The organism is Vibrio sp. R10-SG3-ISO3, assembly GCF_059834225.1.
This window is the reverse complement of the sequence record NZ_JCBDHE010000051.1, coordinates 66589-86686: the sequence shown is the minus strand read 5'-3', so window position 1 is coordinate 86686 and position 20098 is coordinate 66589. Positions and strand designations below refer to the sequence as shown.

At 49.2% G+C, this 20098-nt stretch carries 17 protein-coding genes; 13 read left to right on the top strand and 4 right to left on the bottom strand.

Going from position 1 to position 20098, the window contains the following annotated elements:
* Positions 1–16 precede the first annotated feature (16 nt).
* Positions 17–820, bottom strand: coding sequence for a polysaccharide lyase family 20 protein (locus AC6R1A_RS16355; protein WP_500632359.1), 804 nt, complete (start codon positions 818–820; stop codon positions 17–19).
* Between the two features lie 499 nt (positions 821–1319).
* On the opposite strand from AC6R1A_RS16355, the gene AC6R1A_RS16350 reads away from it, so the two are divergent.
* Positions 1320–2111, top strand: a complete 792-nt coding sequence (locus AC6R1A_RS16350; RefSeq protein ID WP_500632360.1) for a DUF3800 domain-containing protein — start codon at positions 1320–1322, stop codon at positions 2109–2111.
* 219 nt (positions 2112–2330) lie between these two features.
* On the opposite strand, the gene gcvP is transcribed toward AC6R1A_RS16350, so the two are convergent.
* The 3 genes from gcvP to AC6R1A_RS16335 form a co-directional block, all read right to left on the bottom strand.
* On the bottom strand, positions 2331–5201 hold the full coding sequence (gcvP, locus tag AC6R1A_RS16345) for an aminomethyl-transferring glycine dehydrogenase (protein WP_500632361.1): 2871 nt from the start codon (positions 5199–5201) through the stop codon (positions 2331–2333).
* Positions 5202–5286: 85 nt separating this feature from the next.
* Positions 5287–5667, bottom strand: coding sequence for a glycine cleavage system protein GcvH (gene gcvH / locus AC6R1A_RS16340; RefSeq protein WP_500632362.1), 381 nt, complete (start codon positions 5665–5667; stop codon positions 5287–5289).
* A 34-nt stretch (positions 5668–5701) separates the two neighbouring features.
* Complete coding sequence (locus tag AC6R1A_RS16335) at positions 5702–6997, bottom strand: serine hydroxymethyltransferase (RefSeq protein WP_500625532.1); 1296 nt, start codon at positions 6995–6997, stop codon at positions 5702–5704.
* A 321-nt stretch (positions 6998–7318) separates the two neighbouring features.
* Here AC6R1A_RS16335 and AC6R1A_RS16330 point away from each other — a divergent pair, with 321 nt between their 5' ends.
* From AC6R1A_RS16330 to AC6R1A_RS16275, 12 genes are all read left to right on the top strand, one after another.
* Positions 7319–7942: a helix-turn-helix domain-containing protein gene (locus AC6R1A_RS16330; RefSeq protein WP_334551502.1), complete on the top strand. Its 624-nt coding sequence runs from the start codon at positions 7319–7321 to the stop codon at positions 7940–7942.
* Positions 7943–8201: 259 nt separating this feature from the next.
* On the top strand, positions 8202–9320 hold the full coding sequence (gene gcvT, locus AC6R1A_RS16325; protein WP_500632363.1) for a glycine cleavage system aminomethyltransferase GcvT: 1119 nt from the start codon (positions 8202–8204) through the stop codon (positions 9318–9320).
* 103 nt (positions 9321–9423) lie between these two features.
* Complete coding sequence (locus AC6R1A_RS16320) at positions 9424–10425, top strand: S1 family peptidase (protein ID WP_500632364.1); 1002 nt, start codon at positions 9424–9426, stop codon at positions 10423–10425.
* 74 nt (positions 10426–10499) lie between these two features.
* Positions 10500–11501 (top strand): S1 family peptidase, encoded by a 1002-nt coding sequence (locus tag AC6R1A_RS16315; RefSeq protein ID WP_500632370.1) that lies wholly within the window; start codon positions 10500–10502, stop codon positions 11499–11501.
* 163 nt (positions 11502–11664) lie between these two features.
* Positions 11665–12333, top strand: a complete 669-nt coding sequence (locus tag AC6R1A_RS16310) for a LuxR C-terminal-related transcriptional regulator (RefSeq protein WP_500625536.1) — start codon at positions 11665–11667, stop codon at positions 12331–12333.
* Between the two features lie 409 nt (positions 12334–12742).
* Positions 12743–13162, top strand: a complete 420-nt coding sequence (gene rbsD, locus AC6R1A_RS16305; protein WP_334551508.1) for a D-ribose pyranase — start codon at positions 12743–12745, stop codon at positions 13160–13162.
* Positions 13163–13222: 60 nt separating this feature from the next.
* Positions 13223–14728 (top strand): ribose ABC transporter ATP-binding protein RbsA, encoded by a 1506-nt coding sequence (gene rbsA / locus AC6R1A_RS16300; RefSeq protein WP_500632365.1) that lies wholly within the window; start codon positions 13223–13225, stop codon positions 14726–14728.
* Positions 14725–15708, top strand: coding sequence for a ribose ABC transporter permease (gene rbsC / locus AC6R1A_RS16295; protein ID WP_500625538.1), 984 nt, complete (start codon positions 14725–14727; stop codon positions 15706–15708). Before rbsA ends, rbsC begins: the two co-directional genes overlap by 4 nt.
* 64 nt (positions 15709–15772) lie before the next feature.
* The gene (gene rbsB / locus AC6R1A_RS16290; RefSeq protein WP_487901645.1) at positions 15773–16651 is read left to right on the top strand and encodes a ribose ABC transporter substrate-binding protein RbsB; all 879 of its coding nucleotides are present in this window, start codon (positions 15773–15775) and stop codon (positions 16649–16651) included.
* Between the two features lie 191 nt (positions 16652–16842).
* Positions 16843–17766 (top strand): ribokinase, encoded by a 924-nt coding sequence (rbsK, locus tag AC6R1A_RS16285; protein ID WP_500632366.1) that lies wholly within the window; start codon positions 16843–16845, stop codon positions 17764–17766.
* Positions 17767–17826: 60 nt separating this feature from the next.
* Positions 17827–18837, top strand: coding sequence for a substrate-binding domain-containing protein (locus tag AC6R1A_RS16280; protein WP_334551515.1), 1011 nt, complete (start codon positions 17827–17829; stop codon positions 18835–18837).
* 236 nt (positions 18838–19073) lie between these two features.
* Positions 19074–20057, top strand: coding sequence for a chemotaxis protein (locus AC6R1A_RS16275; protein ID WP_500632367.1), 984 nt, complete (start codon positions 19074–19076; stop codon positions 20055–20057).
* Positions 20058–20098: the final 41 nt, after the last annotated feature.

Here is a 20098-nt window from a genome sequence, read left to right as displayed (position 1 = left end):
AGATTTGGAATATGGCTTATTCCAAATCCGTGTTTGATTCCTCAATCAAGGTTCGAGAGTAGTCATCCAACAGCAGAGCAAAGGTGTTGACGCTGTGGTCGCGGTAAATACCTGCTTTAAAATAGGGGCCGAGACAATCGACATAACTGGTTGGCCCGTGGTGGTTCACGACGGGTTGGTCATTGATGGTAATGGCAAGGTAGCCGTCAGAGTTAGGCGTCCATTTCACCTTGACATCAAACTGATACCAGCGATTCTTCTCGATAGGCGCGCTGAGGTAGTGCTGAGTTCTCGTCATGCCGTGTTTGTTGTCGGTGTTCACCGCTAGCTGACTGGTTTGGGAGCGAATCAAAAAGCGGTCATTACGCAGTTCAATCCCGAGGTTTGGGCTACGGCTGATTTCATTCAAATGACGATCTGGCGTGGCATGCCACTGCGCAATTAAAGCGCGCACATCATCGTATTGCCATTGGTCAGTGATCAGTACTTTAAATCGATAGTGTATTGGCTGATTGAACGGTGCTTTATAGCGCTCGTACACTTCCGCGCGATAGGCGTACCCAGAGCGCGTACGAAATTGATCGCCGTCTCGCAATTCTAATCGCAGTACATTATTGCTTGAGTCCATCGGATCTTGGACTATCATCGCAGAGTGCGGGTAGCCAAAATGTCTTCCCCAACCCTGTAAATCATCAAACTTACTGTGCCATTGATGCGCTGTGTCATCGGGTTTGATATCAGGGCAGCTCAAGTGAGCGACCGATTGCTCAGCACACGCCACCAACAGTGGCGCCAGAAGAATGGGTAAAAGTAACTTCATGATAAACGCAGACCTGCCATTACTGAAAAAGAGGCCAATAAACCGATGAGATGGTTCGAGAAGTATATCGTTGAAATCGCCTACGTGTCTGTGCCCTGTGCCATTGTTGGGACACTGGCGTTTAATTTGCTGTAGGGTGATGGATGGGAAGAACGAGGAGCGGATGGGCTCCTGGTTTTTGTTGGGTAGTTGCGATTGTTGGTTAACGCATATTTTGTGTGGTTAGTTAGGATTTTCCCTAAAGCATCTCTGAGCCAGTAAGAAGAGCACTTGGTAAGCGGACCAATAGACCAATTTAATCTAAGCCGTACTTTGGTCTCTTCTACAGATTTTTTCTGTAGCTCGCCCCGTAACTCTATATCTAATAAAATGACAAGCTAATATATGTTTGGTTGCATAATGAGTGGCAGCAGCATAGACTGAATGCAAAGACGGAAAAAGTCCCTTTATAAAGCGCTATGTACTTAATTTTACGAACATTCATACAGTGGAGGTATGAGTGCAACAAGGAAAGCTGATCTGGCATGTCGCTTGTGACGAGTCTGGGACGGGCGGCCAGAAATATTATGGATTTGGGTCTTTGTGGATGAAATACCAAAGGCGTGGTGACTTTGCTCAAAAGGTTCGCGAGCTACGTGATAAACATCGCTACCATGATGAAATTAAGTGGCAAAAAGCGCACAAGAAACACTATGCTGATTTCTATTCAGAATTGATAGACATGTTCTTTAAGCATCAATGGTTGGCTTTCCATTGTATAGTAATTAGAAAAGGCATGGTAAATAAGCAATTTCATGATGGCGACTATGATCTTGCTATGCGGAAACATTTTACTAAATTGATTACTACAAAGATCTCTGCTGTTAAAAAGGCACATCCTAGCCGACAATGCGAGTTTAGAATAGAAGTAGATCCTATCGCCTCTCGCTACGATAAAGCTGATGAAGCTTTTCATATCATCGCTAACCGCATTCTTCGACGGAGTTTTAACGGTACTAACCCAATTAAGTCTGTTGTAGAAAAGGACTCGAAGAAATCTGAGAATATACAGATTTCTGACTTTCTATTAGGCGCCGTTATGAGTGCTTTTCAAGGTACAGCATCTTCTCCAGCGAAATTAAAAGTAGCAAAAAAAGTCGCTCAATATTTGGGATGGGACTCTTTGGGTTATGATACTAAGCCACATGAGAGGAAATTCAATATTTGGTATTTCCATGATCGAACTCAAGGGGTTCGAGAGGTCGAAACTAAACCAGTAGAATTAAAATATGCACTACCTAAACGTACCTAACGAAAGATTAAAGTTTCAAGGTACTTTTCCAATCTTATCTAAATAGTTTAGCGCAATATATCTAAAATATTTATGTGCAGTGTTTGTTAAATCTAGAGAAAATAATTTTTTATCATGGGTTTACGGGTTGTCAGCCAACAAAAAAGCGAACCTTACTCGGTTCGCTTTTGATTTACATTAAACAACTTACCAAAAGTCGGATTGTTCGACCTACCTCACTTACCCTTCATAACTCTCAATACTCGGGCAAGAGCAGATCAAGTTGCGGTCACCGTAGACGTTGTCGACACGGTTGACGGTTGGCCAGTATTTCCATTGCTTAGTCGCGCTGGATGGGAAGCAGCCCACTTCGCGTGAGTAAGGGCGATCCCAGTGTTCGCTCGCCAAATCCACTTGTGTGTGCGGTGCGTTGACCAGTGGGTTGTTGTCGAGTGGCCAAGCGCCTTCTTTAACGGCGTTCATCTCTTCGCGGATGGCGATCATCGCATCGCAGAAACGATCCAACTCAGCCAGATCTTCAGACTCAGTTGGTTCAACCATCAAGGTACCGGCAACGGGGAACGACATAGTTGGCGCGTGGAAACCGTAGTCCATCAAACGCTTCGCGATGTCTTCTTCACTGATGCCGATTTCTTCTTTTAGCGGACGGATGTCGATGATGCACTCATGCGCTACTCGGCCGTTCTTACCGCGATAAAGCACAGGGTAGTGAGGGCGCAGGCGCTCCATCACATAGTTGGCGTTCAAAATCGCCACCTTGGTCGCTTCAGTGAGGCCAGCTTCGCCCATCATTGCGATGTAGGCCCAAGAGATAGGCAGGATTGATGCACTGCCAAGATCCGCCGCAGAGACGGCAAACTCTTTACCTTCGACACCATTTTCAATGTGGCCCGGCAAGAAAGGCGCGAGATGCGATTTCACACCAATTGGGCCCATACCCGGGCCACCGCCGCCATGCGGGATACAGAAGGTTTTGTGTAGGTTGAGGTGAGAGACATCAGAGCCAATCAAGCCCGGTGAGGTCAAACCTACCTGCGCGTTCATGTTGGCACCGTCTAGGTAGACTTGGCCGCCCGCCGCGTGGACCATTTCACACACCTGCTTCACTTGCTCTTCGTACACGCCGTGTGTGGACGGGTAGGTGATCATGATGCTAGAGAGGTTGTCAGCGTGCTTTTCAATTTTGTCCGCCAGATCGGTCAAATCGATGTTGCCGTCTTCATCACATTTCACCACCACAACTTTCATCGACACCATTGAGGCCGTCGCTGGGTTGGTGCCGTGCGCTGAGCTTGGGATGAGACACACATTGCGGTGACCTTCGCCACGGCTCTCATGGTAACGCTGGATAGCAATCAGACCCGCGTACTCACCCGATGCACCAGAGTTAGGCTGCAATGAAAAATCATCATAACCTGTGATCTCACACAGCTTCTCTTTCAGATCTTTCGCCAGTGCCGCGTAGCCAGCGGCTTGCTCTAGTGGCGCGAACGGGTGAAGAGCGCCGAACTCAGGCCAAGTGACAGGAATCATCTCGGCTGCGGCGTTAAGCTTCATGGTACAGCTGCCGAGCGGGATCATGCCGTGTGTCAGTGAGAAGTCTTTGTTCTCAAGCTGCTTGAGGTAACGCATCATCTGCGTTTCGCTGTGATGCGTGTTGAAGACGGGGTGCGTTAGGTACGCTGACGTGCGGCGCAGCGTTTCAGGAATCGCGGCGTACTCATTGCCACTGATTTCTGACGACAGTCCGTTGATCTCTTCTTTCACACCAAACACGTCAAATAGTGCGGCGATGTCATCAGTGGTGGTGGTTTCATCAAAACTCACGCCCAGTTGCGCTTTATCTGCGATCAGGCGCAGGTTGATGTCTGCCGCTTGTGCTTTAGCGTACAGGGCCTCTGTTTGGCTACCTGAGTTGATGGTGATGGTATCGAAGAAGCTGTTGTGCGCCAGTTCGAAGCCAGATTTGGTCAGGCCAGCGGCTAAAATCGCTGTCATGTGATGCGTGCGGCGTGCGATGGTACGTAGACCTTCCGCACCGTGGTAAACCGCGTAGAACGACGCCATATTGGCCAGCAGTGCTTGCGCGGTACAGATGTTCGATGTCGCTTTTTCGCGGCGGATATGTTGCTCACGGGTTTGCATCGCCATACGCAGGGCTTGGTTGCCGTTGGCATCAATCGATACGCCAATCACGCGCCCTGGCATGGTGCGCTTGTGTTTGTCACGCGTCGCCATAAACGCTGCGTGTGGACCGCCGTAACCCATAGGTACGCCAAAACGTTGCGCTGAACCAATCACCACATCTGCGCCCATTTCGCCCGCGGGCTTAAGCAGCGCGCACGCGAGTAGGTCAGTCGCAACCGCGACCAGTGTTTTGTTGGCTTGCGCTTTGGCGATCACGTCGCTCAAATCGCGCACTTCGCCAGTTGTTCCCGGGTATTGAACCAAGGCACCGAATACGTCTTGTTCTGGGAGAGAGTCCAGTGACCCTATGGTGACATCAAAGCCGATGTATTTTGCACGCGTTTTGACGACTTCAATCGTTTGAGGGTGCACATCATCGGCAACAAAAAAGACGTTGCTCTTGCTCTTGCCGGCGCGTTTACACAGCGTCATCGCTTCTGCTGCTGCGGTCGCTTCATCAAGAAGGGAGGCGTTCGCGATGTCCATCGCGGTTAAATCCATCACCATCTGTTGGAAGTTGAGCAGAGATTCCAAACGGCCTTGTGAGATTTCCGGCTGATAGGGCGTGTAGGCCGTGTACCAACCCGGGTTTTCCATCACGTTACGCAGAATCACGTTGGGCGTGAAGGTGTTGTAGTAGCCTTGACCAATGAAGGTACGTTTGACTTGGTTTTGATCGGCGAACTGGCGCATGGCGCTCAGCATATCCGCTTCGCTCTTCGCCGGAGCCAAGCTCAGTGGCTGCTCAAGACGAATCTGCGGCGGCACCGTTTCCTCAATCAGAGCATCTAAACTGGTGGTATTGATGGCCGCCAACATGGTTTGTTGATCTTGTGTGTTTGGGCCGTTGTGGCGAGCAACGAACTCATTTTGTGTGCTGAGGCTTTGAAGTAATTCAGTCATTGTCCTTTACCTGCTCCAAAGTTCGCTGAGCGAACCGTGAAAAAAAGCTGCCTCCTAGATGGGGGCAGCTTTGCTGTTGTGCTTATTACTCGTCTTCGATTGAGTTTAGGTATTCTTCGGCGTCTTTTAGGTCACTAAGCTCAGAAGGATCAGACATCTTCACTTTGACGATCCAGCCGCCTTCATACGGTTCTTCGTTGATTAGCTCTGGGCTGTCTTCGAGCTCTTCGTTGATTTCGATGATTTCACCGGTGATCGGCGCGTAAATATCAGAAGCGGCCTTAACCGATTCAACCAACGAGAAGCTGTCGCCGGCTTCAATCTCGTCTTCTACTTCCGGTAGGTCGACGAAGACCACGTCACCAAGCATTTCTTGAGCGTGCTCAGAAATACCGATAGTTACAGTGCCATCACCGTTGTCACGTACCCACTCATGGCTATCTGCAAACTTCAGTGTTTTGTCCATTGCTTAATCTCCAAAATAACTAAGATAAAATTGATTATTGGTACAGTGGGAAGCGATGACACAAGGCTTTCACTTCTTTGCGAACGCGTTGCTCTACTTCTGTATTTCCTTCAGGGTTATCGACTAACCCGTCCAGAACATCACCAATCCATTGTCCGATAAGTTTGAATTCTTCAGCGCCAAAGCCGCGGCTGGTTCCCGCAGGCGTTCCCAATCGAATGCCCGATGTAATCATAGGCTTCTCAGAATCGAATGGGATGCCATTTTTGTTACATGTGATCCCGGCACGCTCAAGCGCTTCTTCTGCTTTGTTACCCTTTAACCCTTTTGGCCTTAGGTCGACGAGCATCAAATGCGTGTCGGTTCCGCCTGTCACAATGTCACACCCGCGAGTTTGCAACACCTCAGCAAGAACTTTTGCGTTGCTGATCACCGAATTGATATAAGTCTTAAACTCTGGCCCGAGTGCTTCACCAAACGCCACCGCTTTCGCTGCAATAACATGCATCAATGGTCCGCCTTGCAGCCCTGGGAACACGGCAGAGTTAATCTTTTTGATGATGGTTTCATCATTGGTCAAAATCATGCCACCACGTGGGCCGCGCAGGGTTTTGTGCGTCGTTGTGGTGACGACATCAGCATAGGGAAGAGGGCTTGGGTGCGCGCCAGTGGCGATAAGGCCGGCGATGTGCGCCATGTCTACCATCAGCAAAGCGCCGACTTCGTCAGCAATCGCGCGAAACTGGGCAAAATCAATCGTACGAGGAATGGCGCTGCCACCGGCGATGATAAGCTTCGGTTGATGCGCTTTTGCCAGTGCTCGGACATCGTCGTAATTGATTTCGAGCGTGTCGCGATCCACCCCATATTGCACAGCGTTGAACCATTTACCCGATAGCGCAGGTTTTGCGCCGTGTGTGAGATGGCCGCCGGCATCAAGAGACATGCCTAAAATGGTGTCGCCCGGTTGCAGCAGTGCGAGCATGACGGCGCCGTTTGCTTGTGCGCCAGAGTGAGGTTGAACGTTTGCGTATTCACACTGAAAAAGCTTTTTAGCGCGTTCGATAGCGATGGCCTCGACCGTATCGACATGCTCACAGCCACCGTAGTAGCGGCGACCTGGGTAACCTTCTGCGTATTTGTTGGTTAGGCAGGTGCCTTGAGCCTGCATCACCGCTTTTGACACAATGTTTTCTGAAGCGATCAACTCGATTTGTTCGTTTTGTCGAGACAGCTCTGCTTGGATGCCTGCAAAGACGGCATCGTCGGTGGCACTGAGTTGAGTTGAGAAAAAATTCTCTAAGCGATGATTGTGATAGGTGTTGTTCATAGTCGATGACCTTCCAATTGAGTCGTCAGCGTGCTGACTAAATTTTGTGTAAATCCATGCCCCGAAAAGAGAGGGGAAAACCCAACTTGGTCGCAAAAATGGCGCGAAACACTGGGGTAAAAATGCATCTCGACAACTAACAAGTTGGTAACATAGCGGGAGTTGCATCAACAATCAACCAAAAATTTCCTATTGGAAACACGCTTGCGGTTTTTGTTAACGAGTGCACACTATATTTCCTATCCTCACCTTTCCAGTTGTACGACCTTGGGGCACAATGAAATCCAAATAGGAAGTGAAGAAAGTATGACTGAGGGAAACATGTCAGAAGATATCTACGATGAGTACCCGTCCATCACCCTAGCGAAGGAAGCGGGTGATCAAAACATAGAGCCGCTTAAGTTAGGCGAGCGCATCAAAGAGATTCGTAGTAAGTTAGGCATCACGCTTGAGGAAGCCAGTCAACGCACTGGGCTCGCGCGTTCAACGCTCAGTAAAATTGAGAACGAGCAAATATCACCGACTTTTCAAGCGATGCAAAAATTGGCATCGGGGTTGGCGATAGATATGCCACAACTCTTTGAACCACCTAGAAAAAAGGTCGCAACAGGGCGAAGAGATGTCACGCGAGTTGGGCACGGAAAACCGCACCCCACGCAGACGTATGAACACGAATTGCTGGCTACTCAATTGTCCAATAAAAAGATGATGCCTTTCAAAAGCCGTGTCCATGCGAGGCGTTTTGAAGAGTACAGTGACTGGGTTCGTCATGATGGTGAAGAGTTTCTATTGATCTTATCGGGCACGGTTCGGTTCTACTCAGAGTTTTATGAACCGATTGAGTTGACGGTAGGTGACAGCGTCTATTATGACGCCAATATGGGCCACATGTTGATCTCAACCAGTGAGCAAGACGCGCATATTTTGTGGGTGACAGCCAAATAACGTGAATCAAATGTAAATTTCTTATAGTGAAAGCAAACGTTTGCTTTTGTGTTATTTATGCGTAGAATAACGCCGCTTTGATCGAATCTTGCTCAAGGCGGCGTTTTTATTGATGATGCCTTGTTGTGAATTTAATGTTAAATGTCACACTTTCACTTCTCCCGCTCTTATTTAGGGTGCATTCTCGCCATCGTCGTGTTTATTATTGGAAACAAGGTTTCCTCTCAAGGAAAACGGACCGGATCACATGGAGACAACAATGACTCAAGAATTACTGAAAACCCCTCTTCATACTCTGCATGTTGAAGCGGGCGCAAAGATGGTGCCGTTCGCTGGCTATGATATGCCTGTGCAATACAAACTCGGCGTTAAGAAAGAGCATCTTCATACCCGAGACGCTGCCGGACTTTTTGATGTGTCCCACATGGGACAATTGCGATTGCATGGTGAAGGGGCTGCGGCCTTCCTTGAGTCTTTGGTTCCTGTCGATATCATTGATTTGCCTGTAGGCAATCAGCGCTACGCGTTTTTTACCAACGACAACGGCGGCATTATGGATGACTTAATGGTGGCCAATTTAGGCGATCACTTGTTTGTCGTAGTTAATGCAGCATGCAAACAGCAAGACATCGATCACTTGCAAGCCCATCTGCCATCGGGTGTGGAGCTGGAGGTGATTGAAGATCGCGCCTTACTTGCGATTCAAGGCCCGCAAGCGGTGGACGTATTGGCAAGATTCAACCCTGATGTAGCGAATATGGTCTTTATGGATGTCAAACGCCTCAACTTATTGGGTGTGGAGTGCGTGATCAGCCGAAGCGGCTACACTGGCGAAGACGGATTTGAAATCTCGGTGCCGAACTCACACGCGCAGGAGTTGGCGACCCGTTTAACGGCGGAAGAGGAGGTAGAATGGATTGGCCTAGGCGCGCGCGATTCTTTGCGCTTAGAGTGTGGTCTATGCCTATACGGCCATGATCTTGACCCGACCACGACACCGGTTGAGGCTAGTTTGCTTTGGGGCATCCAGAAAGTGCGACGCATCGGCGGCGAGCGAGAAGGGGGCTTCCCAGGAGCCGACATTATTCTTGGTCAAATTGAATCGAAAGATGTCTCGCGCAAGCGCGTCGGTCTTGTGGGTCAAACCAAAGCGCCGGTTCGTGAAGGCACTGAGTTATTTGATGAATCAGACAACAAAATCGGCATCGTCACCAGCGGAACCGCAGGCCCGAATGCCGGCAAGCCCGTCTCTATGGCGTATGTCCGCGCCGATCTAGCCAGCATCGGCACCGCTCTGTTTGCCGAGGTTCGTGGTAAAAAACTGCCCATGACAGTAGAAAAAATGCCGTTTGTCCCGCAGAGATACTATCGCGGATGATCATGGTTAAATGATAGACATTGTGAATAAACCTCTCTGCGGAGAGGTTTTTTTGTATCAATAATTGGGTAGAATCAAGGCTGCTGTTTCAAGGATGTATTGAATGAAAAACGTATTTCTCTTATTGGGTGTCACGCTCGCGACCCCGCTCTATGCCGCCGATGTGTCTACTTATATAGTGAATGGTGATGATGTTTCAGTCAGCAGCTATCCCTCATTTTCGAGTTTATATTTTGATGATGACAGCTACTATGGTTATCGCTGCGGCGCGACGGTCATCAACGCTGAGTACGTGCTGACAGCTGCGCATTGTGTGTACGGTGCCGAGAGTGAGATGCTTCACTACTGGGTGGTTCCCCAACTCCAAGATACGGCCGACTATTTGAGCACGTCCAATAAATACCGAGTGAAAGAGTACTATTATCCGGACACTTATGTTGATTCCGCGCCTTGGCCAGACGACATCGCGATCTTAAAACTTGAATCAACCATCAGTGGTAATCCAGACTACAGTGCTTCGCTCAACAGCATAGCCAACGATACGTATGTTGAATCGAAATCGAGCGATAATTTTATCGCTATCGGTCACGGTTTAATTGAGGGGAATAAATCCAGCAGTGGCTACCTCCAAGCTACCTCTCTCGATATCATCTCACCAAGTTCGACCTGCGATTCGAGCATTTCCGACAAACAGCTCTGTTTTGATGGGGAAGTGTCCGGTAACTACAAAAACTCCACATGCGAAGGGGACTCCGGTGGACCAGTGTTTTGGTACAATGGGGCCGCCTACGTGCAAATTGGGATCACCAGTTGGGGATTCAAAACGTGTGGAGCGAAGGCTTATGACTACTCTTCCGTATTTACGGAAGTGTATGACTACGATAGTTGGATTCAGTCGGTGATCAGTGGCGGTGAGACCGCCAAGTACTATGTCACCACATCAAATGGTACACGGACTTTATACCAAACGAGCAGCGGTACGGTGATTGATAGCGCAGATGTCGTGTCAGATACAACAACCACCTCTTCTTCTGGTGGCGGCGGTAGCCTTGGCCTCTTCTCCTTATTGGCACTTGTTCTGTTTGGTCAACGTCGTCACGCATAAACGGCGTCGATCTTCTCACAAGCGACACTCGTAAACTAAACTTATTGAGTAGAGTGTCGCGAGGGATGAGCATGATGGGTCGATGGAAAATGGCAGGGTGGGCGATGATGGCGTCCACCGCCTGTGTAAGTGCCGCAGAAATCTCGCCGTATATTGTCAATGGCACGACGACCGATTTAACGGATTACCCCACCTTTGCCAGCTTGTTTTATAAAACGGACAGCGTCTATCAGCCTTCCTCATTTTGCGGCGCGACGCTCATCAACAGTCGTTACGTGTTAACGGCGGCGCACTGCATTTATGGTGATGATGACTTAATGCTCTACACCGTCGTCGCGCCGGGCCTTGATGATGAGGATGATTTTCTCAACGCAGAACAAGCGCGCGCAAGCGAGTTCTATTACCCCGATAATTACCAAAACAGTGAAGCGGCGCTTTGGCCAAATGACATTGCCATCATCAAGCTCGAAACGGCGGTCAGTGCGAGCGACTACACCTATCTTATCAATTCAACAGTCAACAATAGCTTTGGTGAAAGCGATACCTTTAAAGCCGTCGGGCATGGCTTGATCGAAGGCGGTGCAGATGGCGGCACGCAAGCGCGAGATACGACGCTGGACTACGTCTCCACCGCCACTTGCCGTAGCGAGTTTGGCAGTAATATCACCAGCAAACAGCTCTGTTTCAGTGGTGAGACCTCAGCCGGCTATCGAAACTCGACGTGCAGTGGCGATTCCGGTGGCCCTGTCTATTGGGACAACGGCGTTGAGTTTATCCAGGTAGGGATCACCAGTTTTGGTCCTTCTCAGTGTGGTGATCAATCGGTGAGTGTGACTTCGGTTTTTACCGATGTGTACGATTATCAGGATTGGATCGAGCGGGTCATTAACGGGCAAGAAACGCCAAAAACCTATGTGGTGACAAGCAATGGCCAGCGCCGTTTGGTCTACAGCACTGAAACGACGTCCTCTCCATCAAGTGGCGGTGGTGGAGGGAGCTCAGGTCTACTCTTTTTTGTCTTATTGCTACTTTCTGGCACGCTGAAATGGCAGTTGAGAGACGGATCACAAGGTTAAAATCGATCTGTTTCGATTCTTAAAAATGAGATAATCAATATAAACATCTGAATATTCGAGTAATTGCGTATAAAACTTGAGGGATGTCTCAATCAACCACGTTGACTAATCTGAGCTAAACGATAGTTTTAAATTGTGAATGGGTTGAGCTAGGACTATTGCTATGACAAATGGACATCACTACCAAATTACGCTTTTATCAGACGTAAGTATGCAATCAAAACTGTTTCGAGATTCTCTTGAGCAGGGATTACACCTCAAAGTGAACATTGTCACCATGGAAGATTTGCAGTCGGGACACTTCGATAGCAGCTTGTTAGGTGATTTTGTACTCTTCGATTTTCAGTACATCGACGAAGAAAAGTTTGAACTGTACAGCCAAGCAAAAACGAACAATGACCATGTTTCGCGTGAGATCGTGATTAACTGCCCACAAGAGGTGCCTTCTACGCAACTCTTCAAGTGGCGCAACTTGGTGGGCGTGTTTTATAACGATGACGATTTATCGCTGCTTCTCAAAGGCATGGAAAAGATCATGCAAGATGAGATGTGGCTGTCTCGTAAACTGGCCCAGGATTACATCGAACACTTTCGCTGTGCTAACACCGTGACCACGTCGCAATCCTACGCCAGTTTGACCAAGCGAGAAAAAGAGATCATGCGTCTGCTTGGGCATGGGGCGTCTAACTTACAGATCGCCGATGAACTGTTCGTCAGTGAGAACACAGTGAAGACCCACTTGCACAATATCTTCAAGAAAATCAACGCAAAAAACCGTTTGCAAGCGTTACTTTGGGCAAACAACAACATTGCACTTGAGGAGCGCGTTTAAACGTATTCCCCTCTCATTAGGGCGCGGCCAGTCATTGATGTGAGTCAACGATGGGTCGCGCCTTTTCTCTTTTATTCTGGGTCACTTTTTATACTTATCTATTCACCGCATCGATAAAACGTGTCTGATCCGACAGTCTTGAAAGTGAATGCGATCACTTTTTTGTTGGCGTGTTGCTTGTTTCTATCGATCATTCTCACACTCTCAACGCAGAGGTATCGCATTCATCACTGAGCGTTCTATTATCTCATCGAAACGTTTCGATGGCGTTTACAAGGTTGATTAAAGCAAGGTGTTTTAAACAGCGCTTCAATCAGCGGCAGGGGGTATTAACGCGATGTGATCGCGCTGTTTCCGGTAAGAGAAGCCCACGGCCAGCGAAACGATGAACGAGAAAAAGGTTCCCTACATGAAAAAAAGTTCCCTACTGAATGCGGAGTTGTCCCACCTAGCGGCGACACTCGGCCATACCGATGAAATCACCGTGTGTGATGCCGGTTTGCCTATTCCAGAGTCGGTGCAGCGCATCGATTTGGCGCTGACTTATGGCGTGCCCAGCTTTTTAGATACGGTGCGTGTCTGGCTAAGTGAAGCGCAGATTGAAGGAGTGATCGTGGCGCAAGAGTTTGCCGAAGTCAGCCCTGAGCATCATCAAGCATTGATGGCGTTGATCGATGAGGAGCGTCGCACGTCAGGTAAGACAATCGAAGTGCACACCCTCTCTCATGAAGCGTTTAAACAGCGTAGCGAGCGCAGTCGTGCGATTGTGCGTACGGGCGAATGTACACCGTATGCCAATGTTATCTTCCAATCGGGCGTCGTGTTTTAACCATCATGACGTTGGCGACATCGTGTTACGCGGTGACGCTGCATAAAGACAGGAACAATTATGTCTCAAGCTATCTTACAACTGAGTGACATCGACAAAGCGTTTCCTGGGGTCAAAGCCCTAGATAGCGCCAGTCTCAATGTGTACCCAGGCCGAGTGATGGCGCTGATGGGGGAGAACGGAGCAGGCAAATCAACCTTGATGAAAGTCCTGACCGGCATCTACACCAAAGATAGCGGAACCATCCACTATCAGGGCCAACCCGCGGCTTTTAAAGGACCAAGGGACTCACAACAAGCAGGCATCAGCATTATTCACCAAGAGCTGAACCTGATCCCTGAGTTGACGATTGCGGAAAACATCTTCTTAGGTCGCGAATTTACCTCTGCGTTGGGGCGTATTCAGTGGGACACCATGTACGCGGAAGCGGATAAATTGTTGCGCCGCTTGAACGTGCAACACAGCTCGAAGCAGTTGTTGGGTGAGTTGAGTTTGGGTGAGCAGCAAATGGTGGAAATCGCCAAGGCGCTCTCATTCGAATCCAAAGTCATCATTATGGATGAACCGACCGATGCCTTGACCGATACCGAAACGGAATCGCTGTTTGCGGTGATCAATGAACTGCGCGATCAGGGTTGCGGCATTGTCTATATCTCCCATCGCCTCAAGGAAATTTTCCAGATTTGTGATGACATTACCGTGCTGCGTGATGGCAAGTTCATTGGTGAATGTCCGGTGTCTGATACCGATGAAGATGGCCTGATTGAGATGATGGTCGGACGCAAATTGGACGAGCAGTACCCACGCATCGCGGTCACGCATGGCAAGGTCTGTTTGGAAGTGATTGGCCTGACCGGATCGGGCGTTTCAGATGTCAGCTTTACCTTAAACCAAGGTGAAATCTTGGGCGTTTCTGGCCTGATGGGCGCTGGACGTACCGAGCTGATGAAAGTGATCTACGGTGCGCTGCCAAGTGAGCGCGGTGTGATCAATCTCAATGGCAAAACGGTCAATCCAGAAAACCCACAAGATGCGCTGGCGAATGGTATTGCCTATATCTCTGAAGATCGTAAAGGCGATGGACTGGTGCTTGGGCTTTCTGTCAAAGAGAACATGTCGCTCTGTTCACTGGATAAGCTCACCAAGGGCGGGCGTATTCAGCATAGCGATGAAGTGATTGCCGTCGATGATTTTATTCGTCTGTTTAACATCAAGACGCCAAGTCGAGAGCAGATCATTGGCAACTTATCGGGGGGCAATCAGCAAAAAGTAGCGATTGCGAAAGGCTTGATGACCAAGCCTAAAGTGCTGATTCTCGATGAGCCAACACGCGGCGTGGATGTCGGCGCCAAGAAAGAGATCTACCAACTGATTAATAAATTTAAAGCCGATGGGATGAGCATCATCTTAGTGTCGTCGGAAATGCCAGAAGTGCTCGGAATGAGTGATCGCATTTTAGTGATGCACGAGGGCCGAATTAGCGGCGAATTTGATGCCAAAGAGGCAGACCAGGAAACACTACTGGCGTGTGCCGTCGGTAAAAAGCGTATTGAGGATGCAGCATGAGCAGCAAAACCCTAACTAAAGCGAACCCAAGCCACAGCAAAAAGCTGCTGAGCAAAGAGTGGTTAATCGAACAGAAATCTTTGATTGCCCTGCTGTTTTTGATTGTCGTGGTGTCGTTCTTAAACCCGAACTTTTTCACCCTTGATAACATTTTAAATATTCTTCGCCAAACCTCGGTCAATGCGATCATTGCGGTGGGGATGACGCTGGTGATTTTAACCGCGGGCATCGATTTGAGCGTCGGCTCTGTGCTGGCCTTATGTGGTGCTTTTGCCGCGAGCATGATTGCACTGGAAGTTCCGGTCCTTGTCGCCGTGCCAACCGCACTGCTGGCGGGGGCGGCGCTGGGCGCGATCAGTGGGATCATCATTGCCAAAGGTAAGGTGCAGGCGTTTATCGCAACCTTGGTCACCATGACTCTTTTGCGTGGCGTCACTATGGTGTACACCGATGGTCGCCCTATTTCAACCGGCTTTACCGATACCGCCGATGCGTTCGCTTGGTTTGGTACCGGCTACGCCTTAGGGATCCCTGTTCCTGTCTGGTTGATGGTCGTGGTATTTGCAGCGGCGTGGTATCTACTCAATCACACTCGTTTTGGTCGTTACGTCTACGCGCTGGGCGGTAATGAGTCGGCCACACGTTTATCGGGCATTAACGTCGACCGAGTGAAAATCGGAGTGTACGCCATCTGTGGTCTGTTGGCGGCACTGGCAGGGATCATCATCACTTCTCGCTTGTCGTCAGCGCAACCGACGGCAGGTATGGGCTATGAGCTGGATGCCATCGCAGCGGTGGTATTAGGTGGTACCAGCTTAATGGGTGGTAAAGGGCGAATCATGGGCACCTTGATTGGCGCGCTGATCATTGGTTTCTTGAACAATGCGCTGAACTTGCTCGATGTCTCCTCTTACTACCAAATGATCGCCAAGGCCGTAGTGATTCTACTTGCGGTACTGGTCGATAACAAAAACAAGTAATTAGGTTAACTCTGACTCGTCGTGGTCACACTTCGAGTCTCCCCCTACATAAAGGACTAAAACAATGAAAAAACTAGCAACTCTTATCTCTGCTGCTCTGCTGTCATCCACTGTGTCTGTTGCCGCTCATGCGCAAGACACAATGGCGATTGTCCTCTCAACGTTGAATAACCCATTTTTTGTCACCATGAAAGATGGTGCACAAGCGAAGGCAAAAGAGTTGGGTTATGAACTGATCGTTCTGGACTCGCAAAATGACCCAAGTAAAGAGCTCTCCAACGTGGAAGATCTTACAGTACGTGGCGTGAAAGCGATCTTAATCAACCCAACCGATTCTGATGCGGTATCGAACGCGATTCGTATGGCCAACCGCAGCAATATCCCTGTGCTTACGCTTGACCGCGGTGCAAGCCGTGGTGAAGTTGTCAGTCACATTGCGTCAGATAACGTTGTAGGGGGCGAGCTTGCGGGTAACTACATCGTCGAAAAAGTGGGCATGAAAGCCAAAGTGATTCAGCTTGAAGGTATCGCAGGTACTTCTGCAGCGCGCGAGCGTGGTGAGGGTTTCATGAACGCGGTGAAAGGCAGCGAAATGGAACTGTTGGCCAGTCAGCCAGCGGATTTCGACCGTACTAAAGGTTTGAACGTAATGGAAAACTTGCTGGCAGCAAACCCAGATGTGCAAGCCGTCTTCGCCCAAAACGATGAGATGGCACTGGGTGCACTGCGCGCGGTCGAAGCATCGGGTAAAGAGGTGATGATCGTTGGTTTTGATGGCACAGACGACGGTATTGCAGCGGTTAACCGTGGCAAATTGGCGGCAACCATTGCTCAGCAACCGGATCTGATTGGTGCATTGGGCATCGAGACCGCAGCGAAAGTGCTGAAAGGTGAAAGTGTTGAAGCTTACATCCCAGTACCGTTGAAAGTGGTAACTAAGTAATCACGTCATGAAATAACGCATGGTGATCGTGCGTGCCTTCCTACTTCCTTTGCCTGAAGGGGAGTAGGAGGGCGAATACCTTTGCACTCACAAGGCTTAGTCTTGATAAAACCGAGCGAGAGTCATCCTTGTGAGTGAAAAGGTATTTAGCGTAACTCGAAACAAGGTTCACTCGAACCGAGGAATTTTCTATGAATAAGTTAGTGGTATTGGGTAGTGTTAACGCTGACCATGTTCTTCAGGTGCCTTCTTTCCCGCGTCCAGGTGAGACGCTGCACGGTCGACATTATCAAGTCATTCCTGGTGGCAAGGGCGCCAACCAAGCGGTAGCGGCCGCTCGGCTCAATGCGGATGTCGGATTTATCGCATGTGTCGGCGATGATGCGTTTGGCATCAATATCCGTGAGAGTTTTAAGTTGGATAAAATCACCATCTCTGGCGTAAAAATGCAACCTAACTGTCCGACTGGGATTGCAATGATCCAAGTGGCTGACAGCGGTGAAAACAGCATTTGCATCTCAGCGGAGGCGAATGCGAAGCTGATTGCGGAGGCGATAGACAACGAAGATTGCCAAGCGATTCGTCAAGCTCACTATCTATTAATGCAATTGGAAACCCCGATGTGCGGCATTGAGAAAGCCGCCCGCATTGCCAAAGAAGCGCGTACCAATGTCATTTTAAACCCAGCCCCTGCGCAGATGCTCAGCGATGAGTTGCTGGCGTGTGTGGATGTCATCACCCCAAATGAGACCGAAGCGCAAGTTCTGACGGGTATCACGGTGACCGATGATGCCTCAGCGCAGCAAGCCGCGAATGCTTTGCACCAGAAAGGTATTGAGATCGTGTTAATTACGCTGGGCGCTAAGGGCGTATGGCTCAGTCAAAATGGACGGGGGGAACTTATCCCAGGTTTTCGTATTGAGGCCGTGGATACCACAGCCGCAGGGGATACCTTTAATGGGGCCTTGGTCACTGGCTTATTAGAGGATTTGCCTCTAGAATCTTCGATTAGGTTCGCTCATGCAGCGGCGGCGCTCTCCGTGACACGGTTTGGCGCGCAAACGTCTATTCCTAGTCGTCAAGAAGTGGAAGCGTTTCTTGCTGAGCGAGTCTAGCTTGTCTAGATGGCTGCCGGGTCGGCAGCCATAATATCGCTGTAGTAAGGAGACGATGATATGGCGACCATGAAAGATATTGCCAAACTGGCAGGGGTCTCAACCTCTACGGTTAGCCATGTGATCAACCAATCGCGTTTTGTGAGTGAAGCGATCTCCGAGCGCGTTAATCAAGCCGCTTCTCAGCTCAATTACACGCCATCGGCGCTTGCGCGCAGTCTTAAAGTCAATCGTACCAACACCATCGGTATGCTGGTGACGACCTCGACGAACCCATTTTTTGGTGAGGTGGTCAAGGGCGTAGAGCGCAGCTGTTATCATCAAGGCTATAACCTGATCTTGTGTAACACCGAAGGCGATCATGAGCGGATGCGTCAATCCATCAATACTCTGCTGCAAAAGCGTGTCGATGGGCTGATTTTGATGTGCTCGTCGCTTGAAGGCGAGCGCATCGATATCTTTGACAAATACCCAGACATCCCCGTTGTCGTTATGGATTGGGGCCCGATGCTGTTTACCAGCGACAAGATTCAAGACAACTCTTTGCGCGGCGGCTATTTAGCGGCGAAATATTTGATTGATTGTGGCCATACTCAGGTTGGGTGTATCACCGGGCCACTGGCAAAACACCAAGCGCAGATGCGCTACGAAGGGTATAAACGCGCGATGAACGAAGCGGGCAATGAGTTCAAAGCGAACTGGATCATCGAAGGGGACTTTGAGTGTGAAGGCGGTTACAACGCACTGCATAAGATGGTTGAGAAAGGGCCGCTGCCCAGTGCGATTTTTGTCTGCAATGACATGATGGCACTTGGCGTGATCAACGCTGCGGCCGAGTTAGGGATCAAAATTCCGGATCAGCTCTCTATCATCGGGTATGACGACATTCATATCGCGCGCTTTATGACTCCCGCCTTAACCACCATCCATCAACCTAAGTATCGACTCGGCAAAGCGGCGGTCGAGGCACTATTGCAGCGTCTTGAAAACAGCGTCGAGGAGAGCCAAGTCGTGCAACTAGAGCCGACCTTGGTCGAGCGTCACACGGTGAAAAAGTTGTCGCTCTCATAGTGCCGACTTTTTAATCGGGCAGATTCGGATTGATTAGCGTGATGATTTTTCAGTGATCATGCTGACAATCCTGTCTACACTAAAAGTACCACAACGCACAGACCTCGCTATTCGTCACGGAATCGACGCAAACTTGGTTATTCCTACACCGAACCTACGGGGTGGCAATTTACAAAAGCGTGAATAGCGGTTAAAAAGGCGTATATCTTCAAGTTGAGAGCAGGCAATAAGTCATTATGAGCGTATCTAGCAGTACGATACTCACTGAGAGCGGTACCAATGAGCTGGAAATCATTGAATTTCATTTAGAAAAACAGCTCCCAAATGGTAAAACCAAAACGTGTTATTACGGTATCAACGTCGCCAAAGTACGCGAAGTGATTCAGGTGCCGGAAACCACCGATTACCCCAACGCACAGCCGCATATGGTGGGCGTATTTTCATCACGTGATATTTTGACCCCGCTGGTGGATTTGGCTGGCTGGCTCGGTGTTCCGACCAACCCAGATCTCGCTCGAAAGTTTGTTATTGTCACTGACTTCAACAATATGACCAATGGGTTTTTGATTGACAGTATCAGTCGCATTCACCGTATTTCGTGGAATGACGTGGAGTCACCAAGCCAGTTTTTAGAAGCGGGCGAACAAGACTGCGTTGTTGCGGTGGTCCGTAAAGATGGCAACCTCATCATGATCCTCGACTTCGAAAAAATCATTGCCGACATCAACCCAGAATTGTCCATGGATAAGTACGACGTGAAAGAAGATAAGAGCGTCGATATGAACCAACGGATGATCACCAAGCGTAATGGCAAAACCATCATGGTGGTCGATGACTCTGCTTTTATCCGCTCTCTAATCCAAGATACCTTGAGTTCATCTGGCTACAACATCATTGCTTGTAAAGATGGTGGTGAAGCACACGACAAGCTGATGAATTTGATTGAAGTGGCGAAAGAGGAAAACTTACCGGTCAGCGAGTTGATCGATGGTGTGGTGACGGATGTAGAGATGCCTCGTATGGATGGCATGCACTTAGTTAAACGCCTTCGAGAGAGCGAAGCGTATCAATCGATCCCCATCGTGATGTTCTCTTCTTTGATGAGTGAGGACAACCGAGCAAAAGCACTGGCACTTGGCGCGAATGACACCATTACGAAACCAGAAATTGGCAAAATGGTGGCCATGATGGATAAGTATATTTTTGGTCGAACGGCCTGATTGCCGATTCAAACGGTCCAATCCCAACAACAAAAGACACA

Coding starts and splice junctions, on each gene's coding strand:
- rbsB (WP_487901645.1), top strand. CDS start 15,773: ATGAAAAAACTAGCAACTCTTATCTCTGCTGCTCTGCTGTCATCCACT.
- rbsK (WP_500632366.1), top strand. CDS start 16,843: ATGAATAAGTTAGTGGTATTGGGTAGTGTTAACGCTGACCATGTTCTT.
- AC6R1A_RS16335 (WP_500625532.1), bottom strand. CDS start 6,997: ATGAACAACACCTATCACAATCATCGCTTAGAGAATTTTTTCTCAACT.
- rbsC (WP_500625538.1), top strand. CDS start 14,725: ATGAGCAGCAAAACCCTAACTAAAGCGAACCCAAGCCACAGCAAAAAG.
- AC6R1A_RS16310 (WP_500625536.1), top strand. CDS start 11,665: ATGACAAATGGACATCACTACCAAATTACGCTTTTATCAGACGTAAGT.
- AC6R1A_RS16330 (WP_334551502.1), top strand. CDS start 7,319: ATGTCAGAAGATATCTACGATGAGTACCCGTCCATCACCCTAGCGAAG.
- gcvP (WP_500632361.1), bottom strand. CDS start 5,201: ATGACTGAATTACTTCAAAGCCTCAGCACACAAAATGAGTTCGTTGCT.
- AC6R1A_RS16280 (WP_334551515.1), top strand. CDS start 17,827: ATGGCGACCATGAAAGATATTGCCAAACTGGCAGGGGTCTCAACCTCT.
- AC6R1A_RS16315 (WP_500632370.1), top strand. CDS start 10,500: ATGGGTCGATGGAAAATGGCAGGGTGGGCGATGATGGCGTCCACCGCC.
- AC6R1A_RS16275 (WP_500632367.1), top strand. CDS start 19,074: ATGAGCGTATCTAGCAGTACGATACTCACTGAGAGCGGTACCAATGAG.
- AC6R1A_RS16355 (WP_500632359.1), bottom strand. CDS start 820: ATGAAGTTACTTTTACCCATTCTTCTGGCGCCACTGTTGGTGGCGTGT.
- rbsA (WP_500632365.1), top strand. CDS start 13,223: ATGTCTCAAGCTATCTTACAACTGAGTGACATCGACAAAGCGTTTCCT.
- AC6R1A_RS16320 (WP_500632364.1), top strand. CDS start 9,424: ATGAAAAACGTATTTCTCTTATTGGGTGTCACGCTCGCGACCCCGCTC.
- rbsD (WP_334551508.1), top strand. CDS start 12,743: ATGAAAAAAAGTTCCCTACTGAATGCGGAGTTGTCCCACCTAGCGGCG.
- gcvH (WP_500632362.1), bottom strand. CDS start 5,667: ATGGACAAAACACTGAAGTTTGCAGATAGCCATGAGTGGGTACGTGAC.
- gcvT (WP_500632363.1), top strand. CDS start 8,202: ATGACTCAAGAATTACTGAAAACCCCTCTTCATACTCTGCATGTTGAA.